This window comes from Nocardia rosealba, from assembly GCF_020216065.1.
GTDB classification, from domain to species: Bacteria; Actinomycetota; Actinomycetes; order Mycobacteriales; family Mycobacteriaceae; genus Nocardia; species Nocardia rosealba.
The window spans coordinates 447213-469010 of sequence record NZ_JAIWNA010000002.1 but is presented as its reverse complement, the minus strand read 5'-3'; the positions used below and the strand labels follow the sequence as shown (position 1 = coordinate 469010).

Annotated in this window: 18 protein-coding genes; 10 read left to right on the top strand and 8 right to left on the bottom strand. The window is 69.2% G+C overall.

Annotated elements, in window-relative coordinates; all coding sequences use genetic code 11:
* Window positions 1–34: 34 nt before the first annotated feature.
* Window positions 35–1531 (bottom strand): sugar transferase, encoded by a 1497-nt coding sequence (locus tag LDL21_RS09015; RefSeq protein WP_181698861.1) that lies wholly within the window; start codon window positions 1529–1531, stop codon window positions 35–37.
* A gap of 486 nt (window positions 1532–2017) precedes the next feature.
* Here LDL21_RS09015 and LDL21_RS09010 point away from each other — a divergent pair, with 486 nt between their 5' ends.
* Genes LDL21_RS09010 through LDL21_RS08995 form a run of 4 tightly spaced genes read left to right on the top strand, consistent with a single transcriptional unit; the run spans window position 2018 to window position 5716 of the window.
* Window positions 2018–3259 carry a class I SAM-dependent methyltransferase gene (locus LDL21_RS09010; RefSeq protein WP_225280326.1) on the top strand — a complete coding sequence of 414 codons (1242 nt, stop codon included), beginning with the start codon at window positions 2018–2020 and terminating at the stop codon, window positions 3257–3259.
* The gene (locus LDL21_RS09005) at window positions 3256–4032 is read left to right on the top strand and encodes a glycosyltransferase family protein (RefSeq protein ID WP_181698860.1); all 777 of its coding nucleotides are present in this window, start codon (window positions 3256–3258) and stop codon (window positions 4030–4032) included. Before LDL21_RS09010 ends, LDL21_RS09005 begins: the two co-directional genes overlap by 4 nt.
* Complete coding sequence (locus LDL21_RS09000; protein WP_225279593.1) at window positions 4029–4679, top strand: PIG-L deacetylase family protein; 651 nt, start codon at window positions 4029–4031, stop codon at window positions 4677–4679. The genes LDL21_RS09005 and LDL21_RS09000 overlap by 4 nt, the downstream gene beginning before the upstream one ends.
* A gap of 2 nt (window positions 4680–4681) precedes the next feature.
* Complete coding sequence (locus LDL21_RS08995; protein ID WP_225280325.1) at window positions 4682–5716, top strand: NAD-dependent epimerase/dehydratase family protein; 1035 nt, start codon at window positions 4682–4684, stop codon at window positions 5714–5716.
* Here the strand turns inward: LDL21_RS08995 and rfbC are convergent.
* On the bottom strand, window positions 5694–6257 hold the full coding sequence (gene rfbC / locus LDL21_RS08990; RefSeq protein WP_181698859.1) for a dTDP-4-dehydrorhamnose 3,5-epimerase: 564 nt from the start codon (window positions 6255–6257) through the stop codon (window positions 5694–5696). The two genes, LDL21_RS08995 and rfbC, sit on opposite strands and share 23 nt — an antisense overlap.
* A 14-nt stretch (window positions 6258–6271) precedes the next feature.
* Here rfbC and LDL21_RS08985 point away from each other — a divergent pair, with 14 nt between their 5' ends.
* The gene (locus LDL21_RS08985) at window positions 6272–7354 is read left to right on the top strand and encodes a class I SAM-dependent methyltransferase (protein WP_225279592.1); all 1083 of its coding nucleotides are present in this window, start codon (window positions 6272–6274) and stop codon (window positions 7352–7354) included.
* Window positions 7355–7495: 141 nt separating this feature from the next.
* On the opposite strand, the gene LDL21_RS08980 is transcribed toward LDL21_RS08985, so the two are convergent.
* The 6 genes from LDL21_RS08980 to LDL21_RS08955 are packed head-to-tail and all read right to left on the bottom strand — an operon-like array spanning window position 7496 to window position 14452.
* Complete coding sequence (locus tag LDL21_RS08980) at window positions 7496–8641, bottom strand: glycosyltransferase family 4 protein (protein WP_225279591.1); 1146 nt, start codon at window positions 8639–8641, stop codon at window positions 7496–7498.
* Window positions 8628–9650 carry a glycoside hydrolase 5 family protein gene (locus LDL21_RS08975; RefSeq protein ID WP_225279590.1) on the bottom strand — a complete coding sequence of 341 codons (1023 nt, stop codon included), beginning with the start codon at window positions 9648–9650 and terminating at the stop codon, window positions 8628–8630. Before LDL21_RS08975 ends, LDL21_RS08980 begins: the two co-directional genes overlap by 14 nt.
* Window positions 9604–11196, bottom strand: coding sequence for an oligosaccharide flippase family protein (locus LDL21_RS08970; RefSeq protein ID WP_225279589.1), 1593 nt, complete (start codon window positions 11194–11196; stop codon window positions 9604–9606). Before LDL21_RS08970 ends, LDL21_RS08975 begins: the two co-directional genes overlap by 47 nt.
* Window positions 11193–12251 carry a glycosyltransferase family 4 protein gene (locus LDL21_RS08965; RefSeq protein ID WP_225279588.1) on the bottom strand — a complete coding sequence of 353 codons (1059 nt, stop codon included), beginning with the start codon at window positions 12249–12251 and terminating at the stop codon, window positions 11193–11195. The genes LDL21_RS08970 and LDL21_RS08965 overlap by 4 nt, the downstream gene beginning before the upstream one ends.
* Window positions 12248–13618, bottom strand: coding sequence for an O-antigen ligase family protein (locus tag LDL21_RS08960; protein ID WP_225279587.1), 1371 nt, complete (start codon window positions 13616–13618; stop codon window positions 12248–12250). Before LDL21_RS08960 ends, LDL21_RS08965 begins: the two co-directional genes overlap by 4 nt.
* A 6-nt stretch (window positions 13619–13624) precedes the next feature.
* Entirely contained in the window at window positions 13625–14452 is an 828-nt protein-coding gene (locus LDL21_RS08955; RefSeq protein ID WP_225279586.1) for a glycosyltransferase family 2 protein, read from the bottom strand.
* A gap of 227 nt (window positions 14453–14679) precedes the next feature.
* Between LDL21_RS08955 and LDL21_RS08950 the strand changes: the two genes are divergently transcribed.
* From LDL21_RS08950 to LDL21_RS08930, 5 genes are all read left to right on the top strand, one after another.
* The gene (locus tag LDL21_RS08950; protein WP_225279585.1) at window positions 14680–15690 is read left to right on the top strand and encodes a hypothetical protein; all 1011 of its coding nucleotides are present in this window, start codon (window positions 14680–14682) and stop codon (window positions 15688–15690) included.
* 6 nt (window positions 15691–15696) lie between these two features.
* Window positions 15697–17091, top strand: a complete 1395-nt coding sequence (locus tag LDL21_RS08945; RefSeq protein WP_225279584.1) for a GNAT family N-acetyltransferase — start codon at window positions 15697–15699, stop codon at window positions 17089–17091.
* On the top strand, window positions 17091–18422 hold the full coding sequence (locus tag LDL21_RS08940; RefSeq protein WP_225279583.1) for a glutamate-1-semialdehyde 2,1-aminomutase: 1332 nt from the start codon (window positions 17091–17093) through the stop codon (window positions 18420–18422). Before LDL21_RS08945 ends, LDL21_RS08940 begins: the two co-directional genes overlap by 1 nt.
* Window positions 18419–19525 (top strand): glycosyltransferase, encoded by a 1107-nt coding sequence (locus tag LDL21_RS08935; RefSeq protein WP_225279582.1) that lies wholly within the window; start codon window positions 18419–18421, stop codon window positions 19523–19525. Before LDL21_RS08940 ends, LDL21_RS08935 begins: the two co-directional genes overlap by 4 nt.
* 246 nt (window positions 19526–19771) lie before the next feature.
* Window positions 19772–21790 (top strand): SDR family oxidoreductase, encoded by a 2019-nt coding sequence (locus tag LDL21_RS08930; RefSeq protein WP_225279581.1) that lies wholly within the window; start codon window positions 19772–19774, stop codon window positions 21788–21790.
* The last annotated feature ends 8 nt before the right edge of the window (window positions 21791–21798 follow it).

The following is a 21798-nucleotide window of genomic DNA, read 5'->3' as shown; positions in this document are numbered from 1 at the left end:
ACGGGCTGGGCCGGTGCGTGTTCGGCGCACCGGCTCAGTACGCGCCCTCGCCCCGGGTGACCACCCCGATGGTTCGTGCGATGAGGGCGACATCCAGCACCATCGACCAGTTCTCCACGTACGACAGGTCCAGGCGCACCGAATCCTCCGGTGACAGGTCCGAGCGGCCACTCACCTGCCACAGCCCGGTGAGCCCCGGCTTCACCAGCAGCCGCCTGCGCATCTCGCCGTCGTAGGTGTCTACCTCACGCTGCACCTGCGGCCTCGGCCCGACCACGCTCATCTCACCGCGCAGCACATTGAAGAACTGCGGCAGCTCGTCGAGACTGTATTTGCGCAGGAAGCGGCCGACCGGCGTCACCCGTGGATCGTCTTTGACCTTGAAGAACACCGGGTTTCCGCCGTGCTCGGCGATGAGTTCGTCGACGGCGGTGTCGGCATCCGGGCGCATACTGCGGAACTTGATCATCCGGAACGGCACGCCGTCGCGGCCGATCCGCTCCGACAGGTAGAACACCGGGCCGGGGCTGCTCAGCTTCACCGCCAGCGCGATGGCGAGCAGCACCGGTGCGCTGAGCAGCACCACCATGGCCGCGAAACAGAAGTCGAACAGCGCCTTGCGGGTGGACTTGGCCCGTCCGTAGCGCGGCCGGTCGATGTGCAGCATCGGCATCCCGGCCACCAGCCGGTGATTGAGGCGCACACCGGCGATGTCCACCACACCCGGTGCCACGATCAGATCGACGCCGAGCGGGTCGAGTTCCCATGCCATGCGCCGCAATTCGGCCGGGCCGAGATGGTCGGTCGCGGCCACGGCCACCGAGCCGGCCCCGCTGCGGCGCACGGCATCGAGTACGGAGCGGTCGTCACCGAGAACCGATGCGCCACCGAGAGTTTCGACGCGCTCCCCCGGTCCGGTAGGCACGCACACCCCGACCACCCGGTATCCGGAGGCCGGGTCGTCGGTGAATGCTGTAGCCATGGCGTGGGCGGCTTCGGGCGAGCCGACGACGAGCACCGCGGTGTGGCAGCGGCCTTCGGCCCGCAGGCTGCGCAACTGCCTGCGCCAGGCCAGTCGCCCGGCGATCAGGCCGAAGAGTCCGGCGGGCAGGGCGATGGCCAGGTAGCCGCGGGCGAATTCGATGCGGAACAGCAGCGCGAGGATGGCGAGGACACCGAACAGGCGCAGGCTCGCCGACACCAGCCTGCGGAATTCCTCGCTGCCGGTGCCGATCACCTGAGGTGCGCGGGTGCCGTACCCGTGCAGTAGCGCGAGCCAGCCGAGCGCGAGGGCGAGCGACACCGCGGAGTAGCCGATGTCGTACGGCAAGGGCCAGGCCAGCGTCGAGTCGACGGGTCCGTCGAAACGCAGCGCCTGCGCGGTACCGACGGCACCCACGACAGCGACGGCATCGGTGACGATCAGGCGCCGCACGAATGCGGTCTGCCAGCTTTCCCGTCGCAAGTCGCGCACCGCGTGCACGCCGGTGACGGCATCCATCTCGCCACTACTGGTGAGCTCGTAGCTCATGAACCGACACACCTCCCCTATCGGGAGTCGAACCCTTCCGATCGCCGGCGACCAGAACGCGACCAATGCGATGGCCGCTACGCCCCTCGATTCGAAACCCGTGGGACGATCGTTACACATCGCCGAAATTCCTCCACATCGAAGCGCAAGCGCCACAACGCGATCCAGAGATTAGCTCAGCAAGGTGGCGAGCGGTGGACGAGATCACGGAAAGTCCATGGCATTTCGACATGAAAGCAGGAAAACCGATTTCCCGAGTGGGTGACATCACATTCATCGCAGGAATGGTCGTCTTCGCCGAAAATTAGCCGATCGCGGTTTCACCTGGCCTGATCCCCGATATGGGCACCGCGGTGTTTTCCGGGTCGCAACATTTTCCGGCGGCTATGGCCCGGGCCGCGCTGTAACGTCTCGTCCCGCAGGACCGACGTCCGGCATGTCCGGCATCGGCCGCGACAATTCTCGCGTCTGATGAAGGTGGACCCGTTGCAATGTCGGCTGTGTGATTCCGGGCAGCTCACGAGCGTGCTCGACCTGGGCGCCACCCCGGCGTGTGAGAGCTTCCTCGACAGCGAGCGGCTCGAGTCACCCGAAATGACCTATCCGCTGCATCTGCGACTGTGTGAACAATGCCTGCTGTTGCAGATCCCGGCACTGATCACCCCCGAGGACACCTTCACCGAGTACGCCTATTTCTCGTCGTTCTCCGACAGCTGGGTGCGTCATGCCGAGGACTTCGTCGACACCGCGGTGCGGCGTCTGGGACTCGGGGCCGAATCGTTCGTCGTCGAGGTGGCGAGCAACGACGGGTATCTGCTGCGGCACGCGGTGGCGCGCGGTATCCCGTGTCTCGGCGTCGAGCCGTCGGTCAATGTCGGTGCCGCCGCCCGCGCGGTCGGTGTGCCGACGGAAACCGCGTTCCTGCACGAGGATTCGGCCGCGCGGGTGCGAGCCGAGCACGGACCGGCCGATCTGGTCGTCGCCAACAACGTCTATGCCCACATCCCCGATCTGCGCGGTTTCACCCGGGCGCTGCGCACCCTGCTCAGTGACGACGGCTGGCTCAGCATCGAGGTGCACCACGCGCTGAACCTGGTGCGCCACGGCCAGTTCGACACCATCTATCACGAGCACTTCCAGTACTACACCGTGTATTCGGCGCAGCGCGCGCTCGCGGTGGGCGGCCTGACGGTCGTGGACGTGGAGTTGCTCGACACCCACGGCGGTTCGCTGCGGCTGTGGGCGCGCCCGGACGCCGTCGCCGAACCCGGTCCGCGGGTCGCCGAAGTGCTCGACCTCGAACGCGAAGCCGGGCTGCACACCCCCGTCGGATATCTGGACCTGGCGCCGCGCGCGGAGGCGGTGCGCCAGGAGCTGCTGCGCTTCCTGCTCGACTGCCGCGCGCAGGGCAAGCGGGTCGTCGGCTACGGTGCTCCCGGCAAGGGCAACACCCTGCTCAACTACTGCGGCATCCGACCCGACCTGCTCGAGTACACCGTCGACCGCAACCCCTACAAACACGGGCGCTACACCCCGGGCACCCGTATCCCGATCCATCCGCCGGAGCGCATCGACGCGGACCGGCCCGACGTGGTGCTCGTGCTGCCCTGGAATCTCGAAACCGAGATCAGCGCACAGCTGCGCCACGTGGGCGAATGGGGCGGCGAACTGGTCTACCCGCTGCCGGTGCTGCACCGCGGCGAGCTGGAAACGAGAGTGAATCGATGAAGGTCGTGTTGTTCTGCGGCGGGTACGGCATGCGCATGCGCGGCGGGTCCGACGACATCGTGCCCAAGCCGATGCAGCTGGTCGGTCCGCGACCGCTGCTGTGGCACGTGATGCGGTACTACGCGCACTTCGGGCACAAGGAGTTCATCCTGTGCCTCGGCTACGGCGCCGAACACATCAAGAACTTCTTCCTGACCTACCAGGAGACAGCGTCCAACGACTTCGTCATCCGCGACGGAAAGGTCGAACTGCTCGGCACCGATATCAGCGACTGGTCGATCACCTTCGTCGACACCGGGGTGGAATCGGCGATCGGTGAGCGGTTGCGCCGGGTGCGCGAGCATCTCGACGGTGACGAGTTCTTCCTGGCCAATTACGCCGACGTGCTCACCGACGCACCGCTCGACACCATGATCGAGCGTTTTCACGCCTCGGGGGCGGCGGCGTCGATGATGGTCGTTCCCCCGCAGTCCTCGTTCCACTGTGTGGACATCACCGACAGCGGCGAGGTGAAGGACATCATGCCGGTGGCGCGGATGCCGCTGTGGGAGAACGGCGGGTTCTTCGTGCTCAGCCAGGAGATCTTCGATCTGTTGCCGCCCGGGGGCGATCTGGTGGCCGACGCGTGCGGCACGCTGGCCGGGCAGGGCCGCCTGTTCGGGTACCGGCACCTGGGTTTCTGGAAGCCCGCCGACACGTTCAAGGAGCGCGCCGAACTCGACGACGCCTACCGCAACGGTTCGCGGCCGTGGATGGTGTGGGAGTCGGCGTGATCGGTTTGTTCACCCGTCCGCCGAAGCGGATCGCGGTGCTCGGCGCGCACTGTGACGATATCGCCATCGGCATGGGTGCCACCCTGCTCGCGCTCACTGCCGCCGACCCCGAGGTCGAGGTGCGGGCACTGGTGCTCTCCGGCGGGGGCACCGCGCGCGAGGACGAGGAACGCGCGGCGCTCACCGCCTTCTGCTCCGGGATGAAACCCGAGCTCGAGGTGCTCGACGTGCCGGACGGGCGCGCGCCCGCGCACTGGGACCGGATCAAGGACGCGCTCGCCGCGTTCCGCCGCGGCGGTGAACCGGAGGTGGTGTTCGCGCCGCATCGGGGTGACGCTCACCAGGATCACCGGTTGCTCGCCGAGCTGGTGCCCACCGAGTTCCGTGACCACCTGACCCTCGGCTACGAGATCCTCAAGTGGGAGACCGACACTCCGGCGCCCACGCTGTACCACCCGATGGATGCCGAACTGCTGCACCGCAAGTCGCGGTTGCTGCACGAGCACTATCCGTCGCAGACGGGCCGTGACTGGTTCGACGAACAGGCCTTCCTCGGGCTGGCCCGGATGCGTGGCGTGCAGTGTCACGCGCCCTATGCCGAGGCGTTCGTGCTCGACAAAGCGATCATCAGATGGGAACAGACGTGAACATGCGGGTACTTGTCACCGGGCATCAAGGGTACCTCGGCACAGTGATGGTCCCGATGCTCCAGGCGGCGGGCCACGAGGTCACGGGTCTGGACATCGGGTACTTCGCCGAGTGTGTGCTCGGCGAATTCGCCGGTGACCCAGCGGGTCTCGCCGTGGATCTGCGGGAGGTGACGGTCGAGCAGTTGCGCGGATTCGACGCGGTGATCCACCTGGCGGCCCTGTCGAACGATCCGCTCGGCGCGCTGGCGCCCGAGATCACCTACGACATCAACCATTACGCCTCGGTCCGGTTGGCACGCCTGGCCAAGGAAGCAGGGGTGCGCCGGTTCCTGTACGCCTCCACGTGTTCGGTGTACGGCGCGGCGGGCGAGGAGCTGGTCACCGAACAGGCACCGCTGCGCCCGATCACGCCGTACGCCGAGAGCAAGGTGCGGGTCGAAGACGATGTGGCGGCGCTGGCCGACGACGACTTCGTCCCGGTATTCCTGCGCAACGCAACGGCTTTCGGGTTCTCGCCGCGACTGCGTGCCGATATCGTGCTCAACAACCTGGTCGGGTACGCGGTGCTCACCGGTGAGGTGAAGGTGCTCTCCGACGGCACGCCGTGGCGCCCGCTGGTGCACGCCGCCGATATCGCGACCGCGTTCGCGATGTGCCTGACCGCGCCGGCGGCCGACGTCTCGTGCCGCGCGTTCAATATCGGTACCGAGGTCAACAACCTCACTGTCGCCGAGATCGCGGGGGCCGTGGTGGACGCGGTGCCGGGTTCGCGGTTGGTGATCACCGGTGAGAGCGGTGCCGATCCGCGCTCGTATCGGGTCGACTTCTCGGCCGCGCGCGAGGTTCTCGGCTTCGAGGCTGGGTGGACGGTGCCCGCCGGTGCCGAGGAGCTGTTCACCGAATACACCACGCGCGGACTCACGTCCGAGGCGTTCTTCCAGCGTTTCACCCGGCTGCCGCACCTGCGTGGGCTGTGCGAGGCGGGTGTGCTCGACGAGCGGTTGCGCCGGATCAGTGCGCGGGCGTCAGCGTAGCGCGCAGCCGCGCCCAGCTGCCCGCGCGCGCGTCGCGCTCGGAGACCACGGTCACCGGCAGCGGCCAGTCGATGTCCAGGTCGGGGTCGTCGTAGGCGACCCCGAGGTCTTCGGCGGGGTCGTGTGGGCGGTCGATGCGGTAGCACACGTCGGCGACCTCGGTGAGCGCCTGGAAGCCGTGCAGGAAGCCCGGCGGCACGTACAGGTGGTGGAACAGCTCGTCGTCGAGGCGGAAGGCTTGCCGCGCACCGAAAGTGGGCGAACCGGGGCGGATGTCGACGAGTACGTCGTGCACCGCGCCGTGCGCGCAACGCACCAGTTTGGCCTCGCCACGACCGCCGCGCCCGTGCATGCCCCTGACCACCCCGCGCTTGGACCGCGACTGCGAGTCCTGTACGAATCTCGCTGCGGCACCGTCGATTCCGAGATGGGCATCGAATTCTTGGGCGTCGAAGGTGCGGGTGAACAGGCCGCGGTCGTCGCGGAACGGCTCGGGGACGAGCACAACCACGTCGGCCAGTTCGGTCGCTTCGATACGCACGAGGACATCCTGCCATGACCCGCCGCTGCCGAGGTTGCGGTGACACCGCGCTGCGCACCCTGCTCGACCTGGGCACGGTGCCCGCCGCCGACCACTTCCCATCTCGGGATTCCCCGGTCCAGCCTGCCGAGTCCGGGCATCCGCTGCGGATGGACCGGTGCACGGCGTGCGGTCTGGCGCAGCTCGCCGACGACGACACAGTCACCGCCGAACCGCGCGGGATCGAACCGCAGGCGCTGCGCGATCAGGCGGCCGACGCGATCGACCGGGTGCGGGCGGCCGGTCTGCTCGCCGGCGCGACCGTGACCGAGTTCGGCAGTCCGCACGGCGGTACCTGGTTGCCGCTGCCCGGTTTCACCGAAGCCACCGGGCCCGCCGATGTGGTCCTCGACTGTTTCGGCATCATGCACGAACCCGACCAGCGCGCCGCCTTCGCCGCCCGCGCCGCCGCGACCGCACCCGCGGGCGTGCTGCTCGTGCAATTCCACTCGCTGGCCGCCATCGTGGCGCAGGGGCAGTGGAATGCGTTGCGGCACGGCCACTTCGCCTACTACTCCCTCGCCTCCCTGCGTACCCTTCTCGCCGCGGCGGGGATGAGCGTCGTGACGGCATGGGAGTTCGACCTCTACGGCGGCACGGTGCTGGTCGCCGCGCGTCACGGTTCGCATCCCGCCGACCGGGCTGTCGAGGAGTTGCTGGCAGCCGAGGAGGAGGTGTTAGCGGCGGCCGGCGGACTGCAGCAGGTGGTGGATCGCCACGTCGACGCTCTCCACGAATGGCTGGAAGACCGTGCCGCCCAGGGTCTTCGGACCTTCGCCTACGGCGCCGCCTCCCGCGCTGTCGCCCTCCTGGCGATGGCGGGCGCGCACCGGGAACTCCTCGCCGGGGTGGCGGACGCCTCGCCCGGGAAGCAGGGCCGACGTATGCCAGGAACCGACGTCCCCATCATCTCCCCCGCCGACCTGGTGGCGGCCGAACCCGACGCTGTCCTGCTCACGCTCCCCGACCTCCTCCGCGAAGTCCGAACTTCCCTACCGCAACTCGACGGCCGCTGGTTCGTCGACGACCCCCTCCGCCCGCGAAAGGTCGACCGGTAGCCGATTCTCGGCAACTCGTCGTCCCCTATCCGCACGACCTGCCGGAAACCCACTGGCCAGCGCACGGCTGATGGGGCCCACCCATCGAAGGACGGCCGGTACGCCCGGACCACCCGACGTCCGACCTGCGCACCGCAGGGTTCACGGTGAGCCCGGCGCTGCCGACGTCGAGTTCCCGGGCGGTGTCGACATCGCTCGGTTCCCGTCGCCGACCACCCTGTCGAACATGTGCGGGCGAGTCCGGGTGCGGTTGTGGCGGGTGGCGATCTTCGCGAGTCCCGCTTCGCGGAGCCGAGCGCGCAGGGCGTGGTCTGCGGTGATCCGGCTCAGCGCCTCGCGCAGGGCGTGCGGGTCGTCGGGGCGGACGCATACCGCGACGTCGGTGCTCACATTGCCGCCGTGGTCGGTGGCGACCACGGGGACGCCGACGCTCATCGCCTCGAGCACCACCAGTGGTCCCGCTTCGGGGAGGACGCTGGCCGAAACGAGAACGTCCCAGCCTCGGATGGTGGGCAGTGGGTCGACGTGGCCGAGGAAGTGCACACGGCCGGCGAGGTCGGGCTGGGCCGCGCGGTCACGCAGGCGCGCCAGATACGGTTCGTCGCCGGGCAGGGCCTTTCCCGCGATCTCGACGCTCACTTCGGGCAGGGCCGCGACGGCTTCCAGCAGCACGTGGTGGCCCTTCCACTCGGTGATCACGCCGAGGATGCCGACCACGGGGTGCGAGCGAACCACTACGGGTGCGGGCTCGACCGGCCACGGCACCCCGAGCCACGCCACCTCGGTCTCGATCCCGAGCGCACGCACCGGGGCCGCCGCCCGTTCGGACACCGCGACGGCCCGTGCCAGCGCCAGCCGACCGATCCGCGCCACCGCGAATTGTCTTGTGCTGGCAAGGATGTCGTGTACCAACCAGACGGTGTCACGGCGCCGGGGCACCGACATCGCCACGGCGGGCAGGGCCATCGTCGAGTTCACCACCAGCCGCGCCCGGCCACCGCGCGAGGCCTTTCGCAACGCGGCGGCGGCCAGGACCCAGTGCCACAGCATCACCAGTGCGGCCGCGAACCGCGCACCGCCCTGCTGACCCGACAAGCCGAGTTCCGGGATCGCCACATGCCCCACCGAGCCGGGCAGCCGCAGGCTGAGCGCGCCGACCGGACACGCCACCCGCACGCGGTACCCGCGCGCGACGGCCACCTCGATCAGATCGAGCATCACCTTCTCGGCACCGGAGGCCTGCGCACTGTGGGCGACGAACAGCAGGTCCCGGTCAGCGCCCGGCACGCAGCACCTCCGCGTGGTTGCGCACCACGGTCACCGCCGGTTTCTCGGAGTAGTCGCGGCGCAGCAGCCCGAAGTTGTCCTCGAGGTCGTGCGGGTCGCCGCCCGCGTCGACCAGCGAGTAGACGAACACGGGGCCGATATCGTGGATGGCGGCGACCATGCCGAGCCCCTGATCGATGATCTGGGCCTGCACGTCCTCGCTCACGGCCCGCGCGCCCGCACCGGTCGGCGCACCGAACTCGGTGGGCCACAACTGCATGGTGGTGTCGTGGTTGGCGTCCATGATCCGCCGGATCCGCATGAGGTTGCCGAAGGCGTTGTACCAGCTCTGCGATTCGGGTAGTTCGGGATAGGAGTACGGGTGCACGGCGACGGCGTCGAAGTCGGCGCCCGCGCCGATGGCGTAGAGCGCTTCGACGAAGGTGGCGGGGGCGATGTCGCGGCCGTCGTCGGCGGCAGGTGCCAGGCCGCCGACGATGATCTGCCCGTGCGGCTGGCGTGCGCGCACCGCGAGCGCGGCTTGCCGCAGCAGGTGCGCGTAGGTGGCGACATCGGGCTTCGGCGCGAAGAACGCGGTCACATTCGGTTCGTTCCAGACCTCCCAGTGCGAGATCTGGTCGCGATAATGCTCCACCGCGTCACCGACGAACCGCCCGAACAACACCGGTTGCGGTGCGGTCTTGCTGCCGCCGTCACCGCCGTGTGGGCCGGCCCAGGCGGGCGCGTAGGTGAGGATCGCGAGCACCGAAAGGTTGTGGGCGCGCGCGGCCCGCACCGCGCGATCGGTGGCCGACCAGTCCTGTTCGCCGCGAACGGGTTCGATCACCGACCAGTCGATGTCGATGCGCACCCAGGTGGCGCCGGTCTGCGCCACGATGCCCATCTGCCGATCCAGTTCGGCGGCGTCGAGCTGCAGCCAGGTGTGTCCGCCCGAGATACCCAGACCGCCGCGCACCACCGGTTCAGTGCTCGCCGTCGGCTCCGGTGCGCACCCGAGGACTGTCGCCATGACGACCACGGCGGTCAGTCCCGCCCGAGCGATTCGCCACAGTGTCATCGGTTTCCGGTCCTCGCAAGCTTCGTATGGTCAATCCCTCGGTCCTTCGCATGATGCTTCCGGCGATGAGAACGTATATCAGGCAGGCCGGAGCGCAGGTGAGAATCCACGGGGGCGCCCAGTGCCGTTGAGCCAGGCTCGCGGCGACGACGACGGCTCCGGCCACACCGGTGAGTGCGGCCACCGTCGCGACCGGGAGCAGCCGCCGCAGCCGGACTGTCGCGAGCACCGCGATCCACACCGAGATCAGCAGCACCACCTGGGCGATCAGTCCGGCGATCGCGGCGCCCTCGTAGGACATCCGGTCGATCAACGGCCACGCGACGCCCAGGTTCACCGCGAGCGCCAGGGCGGCGATCCACGGGATCAGGGTGTTGCGTCCGGTCGCCATCAGCGCGACCAGGCCGAGATTCGCGACGGCGCCCAGCAGACCGGCTGCCACCTGGATGCGGCCCGCGTCCGCCGCCTCGACGAAGTTCTCGCCGAACAGCAACCCGATCACCTGGCCTGCGACCGGCCAGAACGCCACGAGCGCGAGCAGACCGAGGGCGATCAACGCGACGTTCGCCTGCCGGAAATAGCGCCGGAAGCGGGCCGGGTCGTCGGGCCACAGCGCGATCAGCAGGGTCGTCAGCGGCGCGACGACCGAGACGGCGGCGGTGTCGAGCAGATCGGCGAATTTCATACCGACGGCGAACAGACCGACGGCTTCGAAGCTGTCGGCGTGCCCGAGCAACAGCAGCCCGACCTTCTGCAACATGATGATCAGTGCCAGACCGATGCTCAACGGCAACGCCTCGCGCAACATCGGCCCCCACCAGCGCAGCTCGATACGCCGTGCCGGAACGGACCCGCCGAGGCCGCGCGTCACCGCGACGATCTTCACCGCGACCGCGACGGCCTCGTAGGCGATGGCAGGCACCACGACCCACAGCAGCGTCGGCGCCCACAGCACCGCGGCGACCGTGAGCGCCAATTGGACGCAGCGCGCGAGGGATTCGGCGGCGGCGACCAGGGTCAGGCGCATCGTCGACTGGAACAGGATGGTCAGCGCGTGGCTCGGGGTGGCGATCACCACCACCAGCCCGGCGAGCGCCGTGGCCGCGACAACCGGTGTGGGGCACCGCATCACGAGGACATAGCCGATGGCGAGCCCGTACCCGACCAGGCCGAGGACGGTGCGCAGCACGATGAACGAGGCGGCCACCTCGGAGGCCTCGGTGGGGTCGCCGTGCACGAGTTTGCCGATGACAGCCCGGCCGACACCCAGGTCGGTGACGATCGCCAGCATGCCGAGCAGCCCGAAAACGAAGGAGAAATAGCCCCATTCGACCGTCGGCAGCGACCGCGCGATGAGGGTGGTGCCGAGCAGGCCTAGCGCGGCGGCGAATATCCGGGCGGCCAGCATGGCGGCGGTGTTGTTGGCCGCGGCGCGACCCGATTGGGCGCGGCGCCTGCCCTCGGCTTGCTCGTCGAGGGCGGCGGTCTGCTCGCTCACGGCAGGAGTCCGGCCGTGCGATAGGCGGCGACGGTGGCCTCGGCGGTGGCCTGCCAGCTCAGTTTCGTCATCGCGACCAGGCCACGGTCGCGCAGTTCACGATTGGCGGCCTCGTCGTGCAGCAGCGGACGCATCGCCCGGACCCACGCCTCGGGGTTCGTGCCCTCGACCAGGACCGCACCGTCACCGCAGACCTGCGGTAGCGCGCCGACCGCGCTGGCGACGACCGCGCCACCGCAGGCCATGGCCTCCACCGGCGGCAGCCCGAACCCCTCGTATTCCGAGCAGTAGGCAACCACGGTCGCGGCCGCGTACAGGGCGGGCAGGTCGGCGAGGTCCACGTAGCCGAGCCCGATCGCCGAGGCCGGTGCCTGCGGGCCGTCGGATCCGGCGCCCGCCAGCACGAGCGGGATGTCGAGGTCGCCCGCGACCTGCGCCAGCATCGCGACCTGCTTGCGTGGTTCGACGGTGCCGACCTGCAGCACGAAGCGTGGCGGCAAGGCGTACCGGGCGCGCACCCGGTCCACGGCGGCCTCGTCGGGCACCGTCGCCCAGGCGGCCGGGGCGAGCGGGACGACGACGGCCTCACGCCCGAAGCGGTCCGCGATGCGCTGGGCGGTGAATTCGGAGACGGCGATGAGCAGGTCGGCGCGGGTCAGCGACATCCGCAGCAAGAGTTGCTCGCCGCGGGCCCGGTAGCGGCTGAACGCCCACGGTACGTCGAACACCGACAGGTCGTGCACGGTGCTGACCGTGGCCCTCGGGCCGGTGAGCGGGATGTCGACATCGAGTCCGTGGAACACGTCGGCACCGCGCTGCGGGGCGATGCCGTGCCAGGCCCGGCGCGCCCCCGCCGCCACCGGTCGCGTCACCGGGGCGATGCCCTCGGGCAGCACGGGCGCGGCATCGGCCTGGACGAGCGCCGACAGCGCGGTTCCCGGCATCAGCCCGGCCATCCTCGCCAGCAGTTCGCGCTGGTAGGTGGCGACGCCCGCCCCGTTCGGCCGGAACGCCAGCGCACCGAAACACACTGCGCTACTGGAGGATTCATTCATGACGGCACCTGTTCGGGGACAGAGTTCGGGTCGGCGGACACCGGCTCGGGTCGGCGTTGCGTGACGGCACACCCGACGACCGCGGCGAGCAGCCAGAAATAGAAGTCGGTCGGGAAGATCTCGAAGTAGCTCGAGGCCACCGCCGCGACCGCGCTGGCGAGCACGGACGCCGCGACACCGAGCGCCAGGGCCGAGTCCGGGCCGCGCAGCGCACGGGCACCACGAAACGCGAGCAAGAAGATCACGACGAGGATGGCGCAGAACAGCCACACCCCGATCGGGCCGAGCTCGATGAGCAGCTTCACGTAGTAGTTGTCGGGTTGATAGGGACGCCCGTAGATCTGGACCTCGCCGGTGGCGTACGGCATCTCCCCCGCCATCGGCCCGAGTTCCTCGACGAGCAGCCGCGCCGCCGCCGCACCGGTGGAACCGAGTCCGTCACCGAAGGGATGGCTGCCGACCGTGCGCATCACGGTGTTCCAGCCGGTACTGCGGTCGGCCAGGCTCGACGAGGAGAACAGCGAACTACTGGCCTGCGACGACACCGCGATCCCACCGACGACGACCACCGCGACGGACCCGAGGATCACCGGCATCAACTGACGGCGATACCGCACGACCGCCAGCAGCAACGCCCCGACGAGCAAGCCGGCCAGCGCCGCCCGCACCACGCTCGCGGCGGCACCGAGCACCAGGATCGGGGTGGTCATCAGGAACACCCGGTTGCGGGCGCGCCGAGGATCGGCCAGCGCCACCGAACCACCCACCAGCAACACCGTCACCAGGTAGAAGGCATAGGGAAACGGCTGATTGAACGTGCTGAAGGAGCGGAGCAGACCACCGGCGAAGCGGATCGTCTCGTTGTACTCGTAGCCCATCTTCGCCAGCCCGGCACCGCCGATCACCTGTTGGGCCAGGCCGAACAACGCGATACCCACCGATTCGACCATCATGATCGTCACCAGCAGATCGCGGTCGCGGGGGGTGAAGGGCCGCAGGTAGAGGATCAGCGGGATCACGACGAAGTAGAAGAACGTGATCTTGATGGCGAACAGCCCGAGCGTTCCGGCTGTGACGAACGCCGACACCACACCGAACACACACAGCGCGGCACCGAACGGCACCCACGGCAGCGTCGGACGCGGCTCGGTCAGCCGGTGCGGCACGAACAGCGCCACGGCGAGCGTCAGACACAGCAGCGCCTCTTTCCACCCCGCCACCTGCATCCAGCCCGGAGCGATCTCGAGCAGACCGTTGAACGGGACGAGCGCGGCCACCAGCAGCACCCCGCGCTGCGGCCGGAAACGAATCCAGCGCAGGAAGACCCAGCCCACCGGGACGGCGGCCAGGTACAGCAGCGAGCTCATCGCGCCTCAGCCCCGCCCGGCCAGCTGCCTGGCCCGCGCGCCGAGGCGGACCAGCGCCTGCCGGACCACGGTGGCATCGCCGGCGAGCACGTCGACCGGGCGCACCAGATCCCGGTATTCGCGGCGCGCGTGATGATTGAACCGCAACACGTCGGAGAACTTGCTCAGGGTCGAGGTAGTGGAGGAATGGTTGAAGATCGACGCCCGGTTCACCGCGAGCGGACGGTTGTGGCCGTAGAAGCCACCGTGCGCGCACAACCGGGCGATCAGGTCGATGTCCATGGCATAGAAGAAATCGGTGCGGAAGCCGCCGGTCGCCTCGAACTCGCGGCGCCGGAACAGGAACGCGGCGGTGGGGCACAGGTCGTCGGGCAGCCTGCGTACGAAGGTGCGTACCGCCGCTCGCGAGGACTTGCGCCCGATCAACCCGGTCAGCCCACGAGCTCTGGCCAGGACGGTGCCGTTGTCGTCGATGATGTCGAATTTCGCGCCCGCGACGGCGATTCGTGGGTCGCGCAACGTCTCCACCTGTGCCGACAGGCAATCCGGGGTGATGAGGTCGTCGGCGCAGACCAGTTTCACCAGCTCGCCACCGGCGAGGCTCATCACCCGGTTCCAGTTCTCGGTCATCGGGAGCACGGTGTCGTTGGTGTGCAGCCGGATCCGTTCGTCGTCGATGGATCGGACCAGTTCACCGGTGCCGTCGGTGCTGGCGTTGTCGAGGACGACGATCTCGAAATCCCCGAACTCCTGGGCACGGATCGAATCGATGGTCTCGGTGATGGTGCGCGCCGCGTTGAATGCCGGGACACAGACCGATACGGGCAGCCCCACCACAGCACATCCTCCAAGCATTCAGCAGGCCCGCGTCGCGCGTCGGGTGCCCGTTTGCGTGCACAGTACCCGCCGAGCAATCGACATTCACATCGAGCGGACGGGCGATAATGTTTCACGATTCCCAGTACGGGTACTCATGACGCTCGCCACAGTGCTCAGAGTTCGCTAGACAGCGGAACCCCAGCTAACATCGCTGCACAAGATCGGCGAAATGTGGGGACAGCGTGAGCGAGACCGACCCGGCGGACACGGGCGCCGATTCCCCCGCCATGTCCGGGGTGAACATCGCCGACCATCTGCGCAAGCTGCTGCGCGCCCTGCCGATCGCTCTGGTCGTCGCCGCGATCGTCGGTGGTGTGGTGTGGGTGGTGCGCGACGGCAGTCCACGCACCTATGAGGCCAGCCTGACCGCGCAGATCTCGCAGCAGTCGATCGGCGCGGTCTTCAACGAACTCACCCAGCCCTACATCGTGCTCGTCACCGAGAGCCGGGTGCTCTCGGATGTGGTGAAGAACGGGCTCGCGCCGTCGGAACAGGATCTGCGGCCACGGGTTTCGGCCATGACCGGTCCCGCGCCCTCGCTGTTGATCATCAAGGCGCAGGCGGGGTCGCCCGAGCAAGCCGAGAAGCTGGTCTTCGCGGTGCAGCAGTCCCTGGACAGTGTCGCCTCGCAGATGCGTACCGAGGCCATCGCCCGTTCGGCGGCCGACCTCGAGACGCATCGGCGCGCGGTGGAGGACACCTTCACCAAACGCCTCTCCGACGACCCGCTGCGCCCCGAACTGAGTTTCGATGCCAGGGATGTGGCCCGCGAGATGGAATTCCGGCAGGTGCTGGGTATGCCGCGCCTGACGGTGGTGGCGAACCCCCGCTCGGAACTCGTCGCCCCGCATCCGGTGCAGGAGGGCCTGTTCGCAGCGCTGGCCACGTTGATCATCGTCGCGGAGTCGGTGGTGCTTGCTCGCGGCGCGATCGTCCGGCGTGGTGGTCTCCGTCGCGGCGGGGCGAAGCCGGATCCGGCGCAGGCCTCGCCGACACCGGATCCGAAGAAGCCGGAACCCGTTGAGTCACAGCCCGCCACGCCGACGCCACCGGCGCGCACCGACACCGCGACTGTGCCGCACGTGACCGGCAGCCCGAGTGTCCACTACGACCCCGAGACGACGGTGCTGCCACGGCAATGGCCGGTGCGGGCGGCACCGGTGCCGAAGTCCTCCGGTCCGCGCGAGAACTGAGGCGCAGTGTCGCGCACGACCACCGAGGCGCCGATCGCGATGCCGAGCCTGACCTTCGGCCCGGTTCGCCACGGCGACAGCCTCGTTCGCCTGCGCCCGCCGCGACTGTCGGACTTCGGCCGGTGGCGTGAGATCAGGTTGCGTGACCGGGCCTGGATCGAACCGCACTGGGGCACCTCACCGCTGAGCTGGGAGCAGCGGCACACGTCACGGATCTGGGCGCGCGAGTGCCTGGTGGCCTGGGCCGATATGCGGGCCGGTCGCCGGTTCGTCGGCGTGATCGAGGTCGACGGGCGGTTCGCCGGGCAGGTCGAGTACACGATCATCGACGCCGATTCGGCAACGGCGGAGGCCGGTGCCTGGATCGATGCCCGCGCGGCCCGTCGCGGGCTGATCGGCTGTGCCCTGTTGCTTTTGTGCGACTACATGTTCCGCGTGCACGGTGTGGCGCGGGTGCTCGCCCCGGTGTCCACCGACAACGACCCAGCGCTGCGCTGCCTACGGGGACTGGGCTTCCGGCACGAGGCGACGATGGCCCGGGCCTACGACGCGGGTGGTGCGCGCAAGGACCACACGCTGTGGGCACTCACCCCCGCCGATTTGGCCGCCGCGCAGCTGCCGCCGCTCGTTCCGGTCGATCCAGCGGACGTTCCCCTCGTGGAGCCGAGGACTTCCAGATCGGCCGCCCGGGCGACCTACCCGCCGAGCACCGCACCGGGCGCAGGCTCGGCGAATAGCGGCGTACCGCGCACGGTGGTCGCGCTGGCCGCCCTGCGATGGTCGGTGTGGTCTGTACGGGAGAAGCTGCGGCGCTACCGTCCCGCCGCCCCGGTTGCGCTGATCGTCCGGGAGCGTCCGAACACGGTGGTGCGCACCCTGACTCGCATGGACAGGGGGCAGTGGACTCAGGTGGGACGCACAAGGGTGACGGCAACGAGCTCGTTCCCCCGGTCCAGGCAGGAGCGGCTCGGCACCGAGGAAGGTCCCTCGGCCGGGCAAGACCGATCGAAGAGCCGCGCCCAGTGGTATCGCACACTGTGGCACAGCCGATTCGGCCTGCGATCACCGAGCGGACTGCGCCTCGTGCTCGACGTGAACGGTGCCTACGCAGGCGAATTCCACCTCTACGATTCACCACTGCCGTGCCAGGCCACCGGGCTCTACATCTGGGTCGATCCACTCCGGGTCGAACCCGAACTGTGGGCGGCAGCTCTGCGTAAGGTCATCGAGCACGCCTTCACGGAGCTGGGCGTGCAGCGGATGGCGGCCGAGATTCCCGTCGGCGACACCGTCACCGCCGCGGTGGTCGCCGCCGCCGGTTTCGCCAACGAGGGGCTGCTCAGGGCCCATCGCGGGCCGAGCGGTCCGAGTGCCGATCACGACCTCTGGGGGCTCACCTGATGCGCGACTTCACCCGCAGCACCGAAATCCAGGCGCGTCTGCACGACCTCGTTCCCGGCGGCGCCCATACCTACGCCCGTGGCGCCGATCAGTACCCCGAGTCGATGGCGCCGGTATTGGTGCGCGGCAAGGGTGCTCGCGTCTGGGATGCCGACGGCAACGAGTTCGTGGAATACGGAATGGGATTGCGGTCGGTCACCCTCGGCCACGGATATGAACCGGTGCTGCGCGCGGCCGTCGAGGCCGCCGCCGACGGCATGAGCTTCTCGCGGCCCACCGAATTGGAACTGCTTGCCGCACAGGACTTCCTTGACCTGGTGCCGGGCGCCGACATGGTGAAGTTCGCCAAGAACGGTTCCGACGCCACCACGGCGGCCGTTCGCCTCGCCCGTGCGGTCACCGGTCGCACCACCGTCGCGGTCTGCGCACAGCCGTTCTTCTCCGTCGACGACTGGTTCATCGGCACAACCGAGATGTCCGGCGGCATCCCAGCCGTCGACACCGTGACATTCCCCTACAACGATCTCGACGCCCTCGCGGCGGTCCTGGCGGGCGACACGGTGGCGGCGGTCTTCCTCGAGGCGGCGACCGCGCTGGCCGAGCCGCTACCCGGATTTCTGGAAGGTGTTCGCGCACTGTGCGATCGGCACGGGACGCTGCTGGTGTTCGACGAGATGATCACCGGCTTCCGGTGGTCGGCCGGCGGCGCCCAAGCGGTCTACGGGGTGACACCCGATCTGTCGTGCTGGGGCAAGGCGATGGGCAACGGATTCCCGCTGTCCGCACTCGCGGGCAAACGCGAGTACATGGAACTCGGCGGCCTGCGCACCGATCGCGACCGGGTGTTCCTGCTCTCCACCACCCACGGCCCCGAAACCGCCTCACTCGCCGCGTTCCGCGCCGTGGTGCACGCCTACCGCACCGAGGACCCGATCGCCCGCATGGAAGAGGCGGGCCGGACCCTGGCCGACAGAGTGAACGCCGTCGCCGCCGAGCACGGCATCACCGACCATCTCCAGGTGCGCGGGCGCCCGTCGTGCCTGATCTTCCGCACCCTCGACGCCGAAGGCCTGCCGTCGCAGGCGTTTCGGACCCTGTTTCTCCAGGAACTGCTCGAGCACGGCGTGCTCGGACAGTCCTTCGTCACCTCTGCCGCCCACGACGCCGAGGCCGTCGACGACACGGTCTCCGCGTGCGCAAGGGCCGCCGAGGTGTATCGCCGCGCGATCGAGCGCGGCTCCGTCGACGGGCTGCTGCGTGGCCGCCCGGTCGCGCCCGCGTTGCGCCGCACCGCCGCACCCCGCCAGATCGAAACGAGAACCTCCCCATGACCCGTGTCGCCATCGTCCACGAACGATTCACCGAATTCGGCGGCTCGGAGGCCGTGGTCGGCGAATTCGTCGAAACCTGGCCCGACGCCGAGGTTTTCGCGCCCATCGTGGCGCCCGGCGGGTTGCGCGAGCCGGTGCGCGCGGTGCACGACACCTGGCTCAGCCGGGCCCACACCGTCACCGGCGGCAGGCACGCTCCCCTGCTACCGCTGGTGCCGCGGGCGTTGCGGCGCATGCCGCTCGGCGACTTCGACGTGGTCGTGGTGAGCCACCATGCCTTCGCCACCCAGGCCGCGCTCGCCACCGACGCACCCGTCGTCGCCTATGTGCACAGCCCGGCACGGTGGGCGTGGGATCGGGAATTCCGCGCCCAGGAGGCGGGCGGCCGGTTGGGTCAGCTCGCCCTCGGAGCCCTCGGAACACTCGCTCGCCGTGGCGAATTGCGCGCCGCACCTCGGCTCACCCATGTGATCGCCAACTCGCACGCCGTCGCCGAGCGGGTACGGGACTGGTGGGGTCTGCCCGCCTCTGTCGTGAATCCGCCGGTGCAGGTCGCCCGCTTCACGCCCGATCCGGGGGTCGCGCGGGAGGACTTCTTCCTGTGCGCAGGCAGGCTCGTGCCCTACAAGCGCGCGGATCTGGCGATCCGCGCCGCCCAGCGCGCGGGCGTGCGGCTGGTCGTCCTCGGCGAAGGCCGGTTCCGGGACCAACTCGAAGAGCTCGCCGGGCCGGAGACCACGTTCCTCGGAGCCACCTCCGCCGACGTCCTGCAGGACATGTACCGGCGCTGCCGTGCCCTGCTGATGCCGGGCATCGAGGACTTCGGCATCGTCCCCGTGGAGGCCATGGCCTGTGGAACGCCGGTGCTCGCGGTCGGTGCGGGCGGCTCGCTCGACACGGTGCGACCCGGCGTGACCGGCGAATACGTACCACCCGGCCACGACGACGCGGTCGTCGCCGCCCTCGCCGAACGGATGCGCGACTTCGATTCGGGCACCTACGATTCCGCGAAGATCCGCGCGCACGCCGACAGCTTCGCTCCCGACAAATTCCGGGCCAGGATGGCCGACACGGTCGCCGGAGTACTCGCCGCGCACCGTTAGCGAGAAGTTGCCCGAAACTCGGAGTTACGGAAATCAACTGTCACACATACCCTTTGACCTGCGACGACGGGTGACAATTCCCACACGGTGACAGACACCCCGCCGCTTGCCCCCTTTGTTACCGACGAGTACGGTTAGCCGCACCCGGACGACGATGTTCCCGGGTTCCCGTGATCCCCACATCCACCGCCGCATGCCGGATCACTTTTGCGCACACCGTGTTTCGAGACATTTTCAGGAGGGGCGATGGTTTCCTACATCGTGACGGGCGGTACCGGTTTTCTCGGTCGGCGAGTGGTACGTGAGTTGCTCGCCGCCGACCCGGCCGCGATCGTGCACGTGCTGGTGCGCGCCGAGTCGCTGGCCAAGTTCACCGCGCTCAATGCGCAGCACCCCGACGGCGATCGCGTATTCGCGCTGGTCGGCGACCTGACCGCCGAGGGACTCGGCTTGGGCGACGAGCCGCCGCGCGCCGACCATGTGCTGCACCTCGGCGCGGTCTACGACATGACCGCCGACGAGGAGTCCGCCCACGCGGCCAATGTGAACGGCACCCGCGCGGTGATCGAGCTGGCGCGCAGGCTCGGTGCGGTCCTGCACCACGTGTCCTCGGTGGCGGTGGCAGGCGATCATCACGGCAAGTTCTTCGAGGAGGATTTCGACCTCGGCCAGAACCTCACCTCGCCGTACCACCGCACCAAGTTCGCGGCCGAGAAGCTGGTCCGCGAGGCCGGCGATGTGCGGTGGCGGGTGTATCGCCCCGCGATCGTGGTCGGCGATTCGCGTACCGGCGAGATGGACAAGATCGACGGCCCGTACTACTTCTTCCCGGCGATCGCGGCGCTGTCGGACCTGCCCGCCGAACTGCCGCTGCCGCTGCCCGATCTGGGTGCCACCAATGTGGTTCCGGTCGACTACGTGGCCGAGGCGATGGTTCGCCTGGTGCGCCGCCCGGGGCTGGACGGGCGCACATTCCACCTGGTCAACCCGGAGCCGCAGCCGTTCGGCGAGATCTACCGTGCGCTGGCTAGCGCGGCGGGTGGGCCGACCGGGATCGGGACCGTGCCGGGCAGTGCGTTCGCGCTGCGCGGCCTCGGACAGGTGCCCGGCGCACACGCGGTGCGCGACTTCCTGTTCGAGCAGGCGGGCATCCCCGCCGAGGTAGCCCCGCATGTCGGTTTCACCGCCGAGTTCGTTTCGGACTCCACGCGGGCGCTGCTGCCCGGGCTCGTGGTGCCCGCCTTCGAGACCTACGCCGCCCGGCTGTGGGAATTCTGGCGGGCCAACCTCGATCCGCAGCGTGGCCGTGTCGAGTCCGGGGCGCATCCGCTCTCGGGCCGCACGGTGCTCATCACCGGCGCCTCGTCGGGCATCGGCCTGGCCACCGCGCATGCTGTCGCGCGTCGTGGCGCGGTGGTGCTGATGGTCGCGCGCGGTGTCGAAGACCTCACTGCCGCAGCGGAATCCATTCGTGCCGACGGTGGGTCGGCTTTCGCCTACCCGTGCGATATCACCGATGCCACGGCCGTCGGCGCGCTGGTGCAGACGGTGCTCACCGAGCACGGCCACGTCGACTACCTGGTGAACAACGCGGGCCGTTCGATCCGGCGCTCGGTGGCCAATTCGGTGGACCGCATGCACGATTTCGAGCGGACCATGGCGGTGAACTACTTCGGGGCGGTGCGGCTCATCCTCGCGCTGCTGCCGTCGATGCGGGAACGCCACTTCGGCCACATCGTGAACATCTCCTCGATCGCCGTGCAGACCAAGGTGCCGCGCTTCGCCGCGTACGCCGCGAGCAAGTCGGCGCTGGACAACTTCAGTGACATCGCCGCGGTCGAAAACCGTGACGCGGGAATCACTTTCACCTCCATCCGGATGCCGCTGGTCCGCACGCCCATGATCGCGCCGACCGAGCTCTACCGCGCGCTGCCGCTGCCGGATCCGGAGCGGGCGGCGGGCATCGTGGTCCGCGCCCTGCTCGAACGCCCCGACCGCATCGACACACCTGTCGGCACGTTCTCGCAGGCGGTCGAGATGTTCCTGCCGTCGCTGAAACGGACCATCATGCACACCGGGTACCGCCTGTTCGGTGAATCGACCGCCGCGCAGGGCAAGCAGGAACCGGTCATCGCGGAACCCGCCGAGACCACCGAACCGTCGCGCGGACCGCTCACGGTCCTCGGACCGGTCCTCGCCCCGCTGATGGTCGTTCCGAGTCCCGCCGCGCGGATGAGCCGGATGCTGCCCGGCGTTCACTGGTGACCTGAGTC

Excerpts from the sequence above, each read along its gene's own strand:
- LDL21_RS09015 (WP_181698861.1), bottom strand. The coding sequence starts at position 1,531 with ATGAGCTACGAGCTCACCAGTAGTGGCGAGATGGATGCCGTCACCGGC.
- LDL21_RS09005 (WP_181698860.1), top strand. The coding sequence starts at position 3,256 with ATGAAGGTCGTGTTGTTCTGCGGCGGGTACGGCATGCGCATGCGCGGC.
- LDL21_RS08995 (WP_225280325.1), top strand. The coding sequence starts at position 4,682 with ATGCGGGTACTTGTCACCGGGCATCAAGGGTACCTCGGCACAGTGATG.
- LDL21_RS08985 (WP_225279592.1), top strand. The coding sequence starts at position 6,272 with ATGACCCGCCGCTGCCGAGGTTGCGGTGACACCGCGCTGCGCACCCTG.
- LDL21_RS08975 (WP_225279590.1), bottom strand. The coding sequence starts at position 9,650 with ATGGCGACAGTCCTCGGGTGCGCACCGGAGCCGACGGCGAGCACTGAA.
- LDL21_RS08965 (WP_225279588.1), bottom strand. The coding sequence starts at position 12,251 with ATGAATGAATCCTCCAGTAGCGCAGTGTGTTTCGGTGCGCTGGCGTTC.
- LDL21_RS08960 (WP_225279587.1), bottom strand. The coding sequence starts at position 13,618 with ATGAGCTCGCTGCTGTACCTGGCCGCCGTCCCGGTGGGCTGGGTCTTC.
- LDL21_RS08940 (WP_225279583.1), top strand. The coding sequence starts at position 17,091 with ATGCGCGACTTCACCCGCAGCACCGAAATCCAGGCGCGTCTGCACGAC.
- LDL21_RS08935 (WP_225279582.1), top strand. The coding sequence starts at position 18,419 with ATGACCCGTGTCGCCATCGTCCACGAACGATTCACCGAATTCGGCGGC.
- LDL21_RS08930 (WP_225279581.1), top strand. The coding sequence starts at position 19,772 with ATGGTTTCCTACATCGTGACGGGCGGTACCGGTTTTCTCGGTCGGCGA.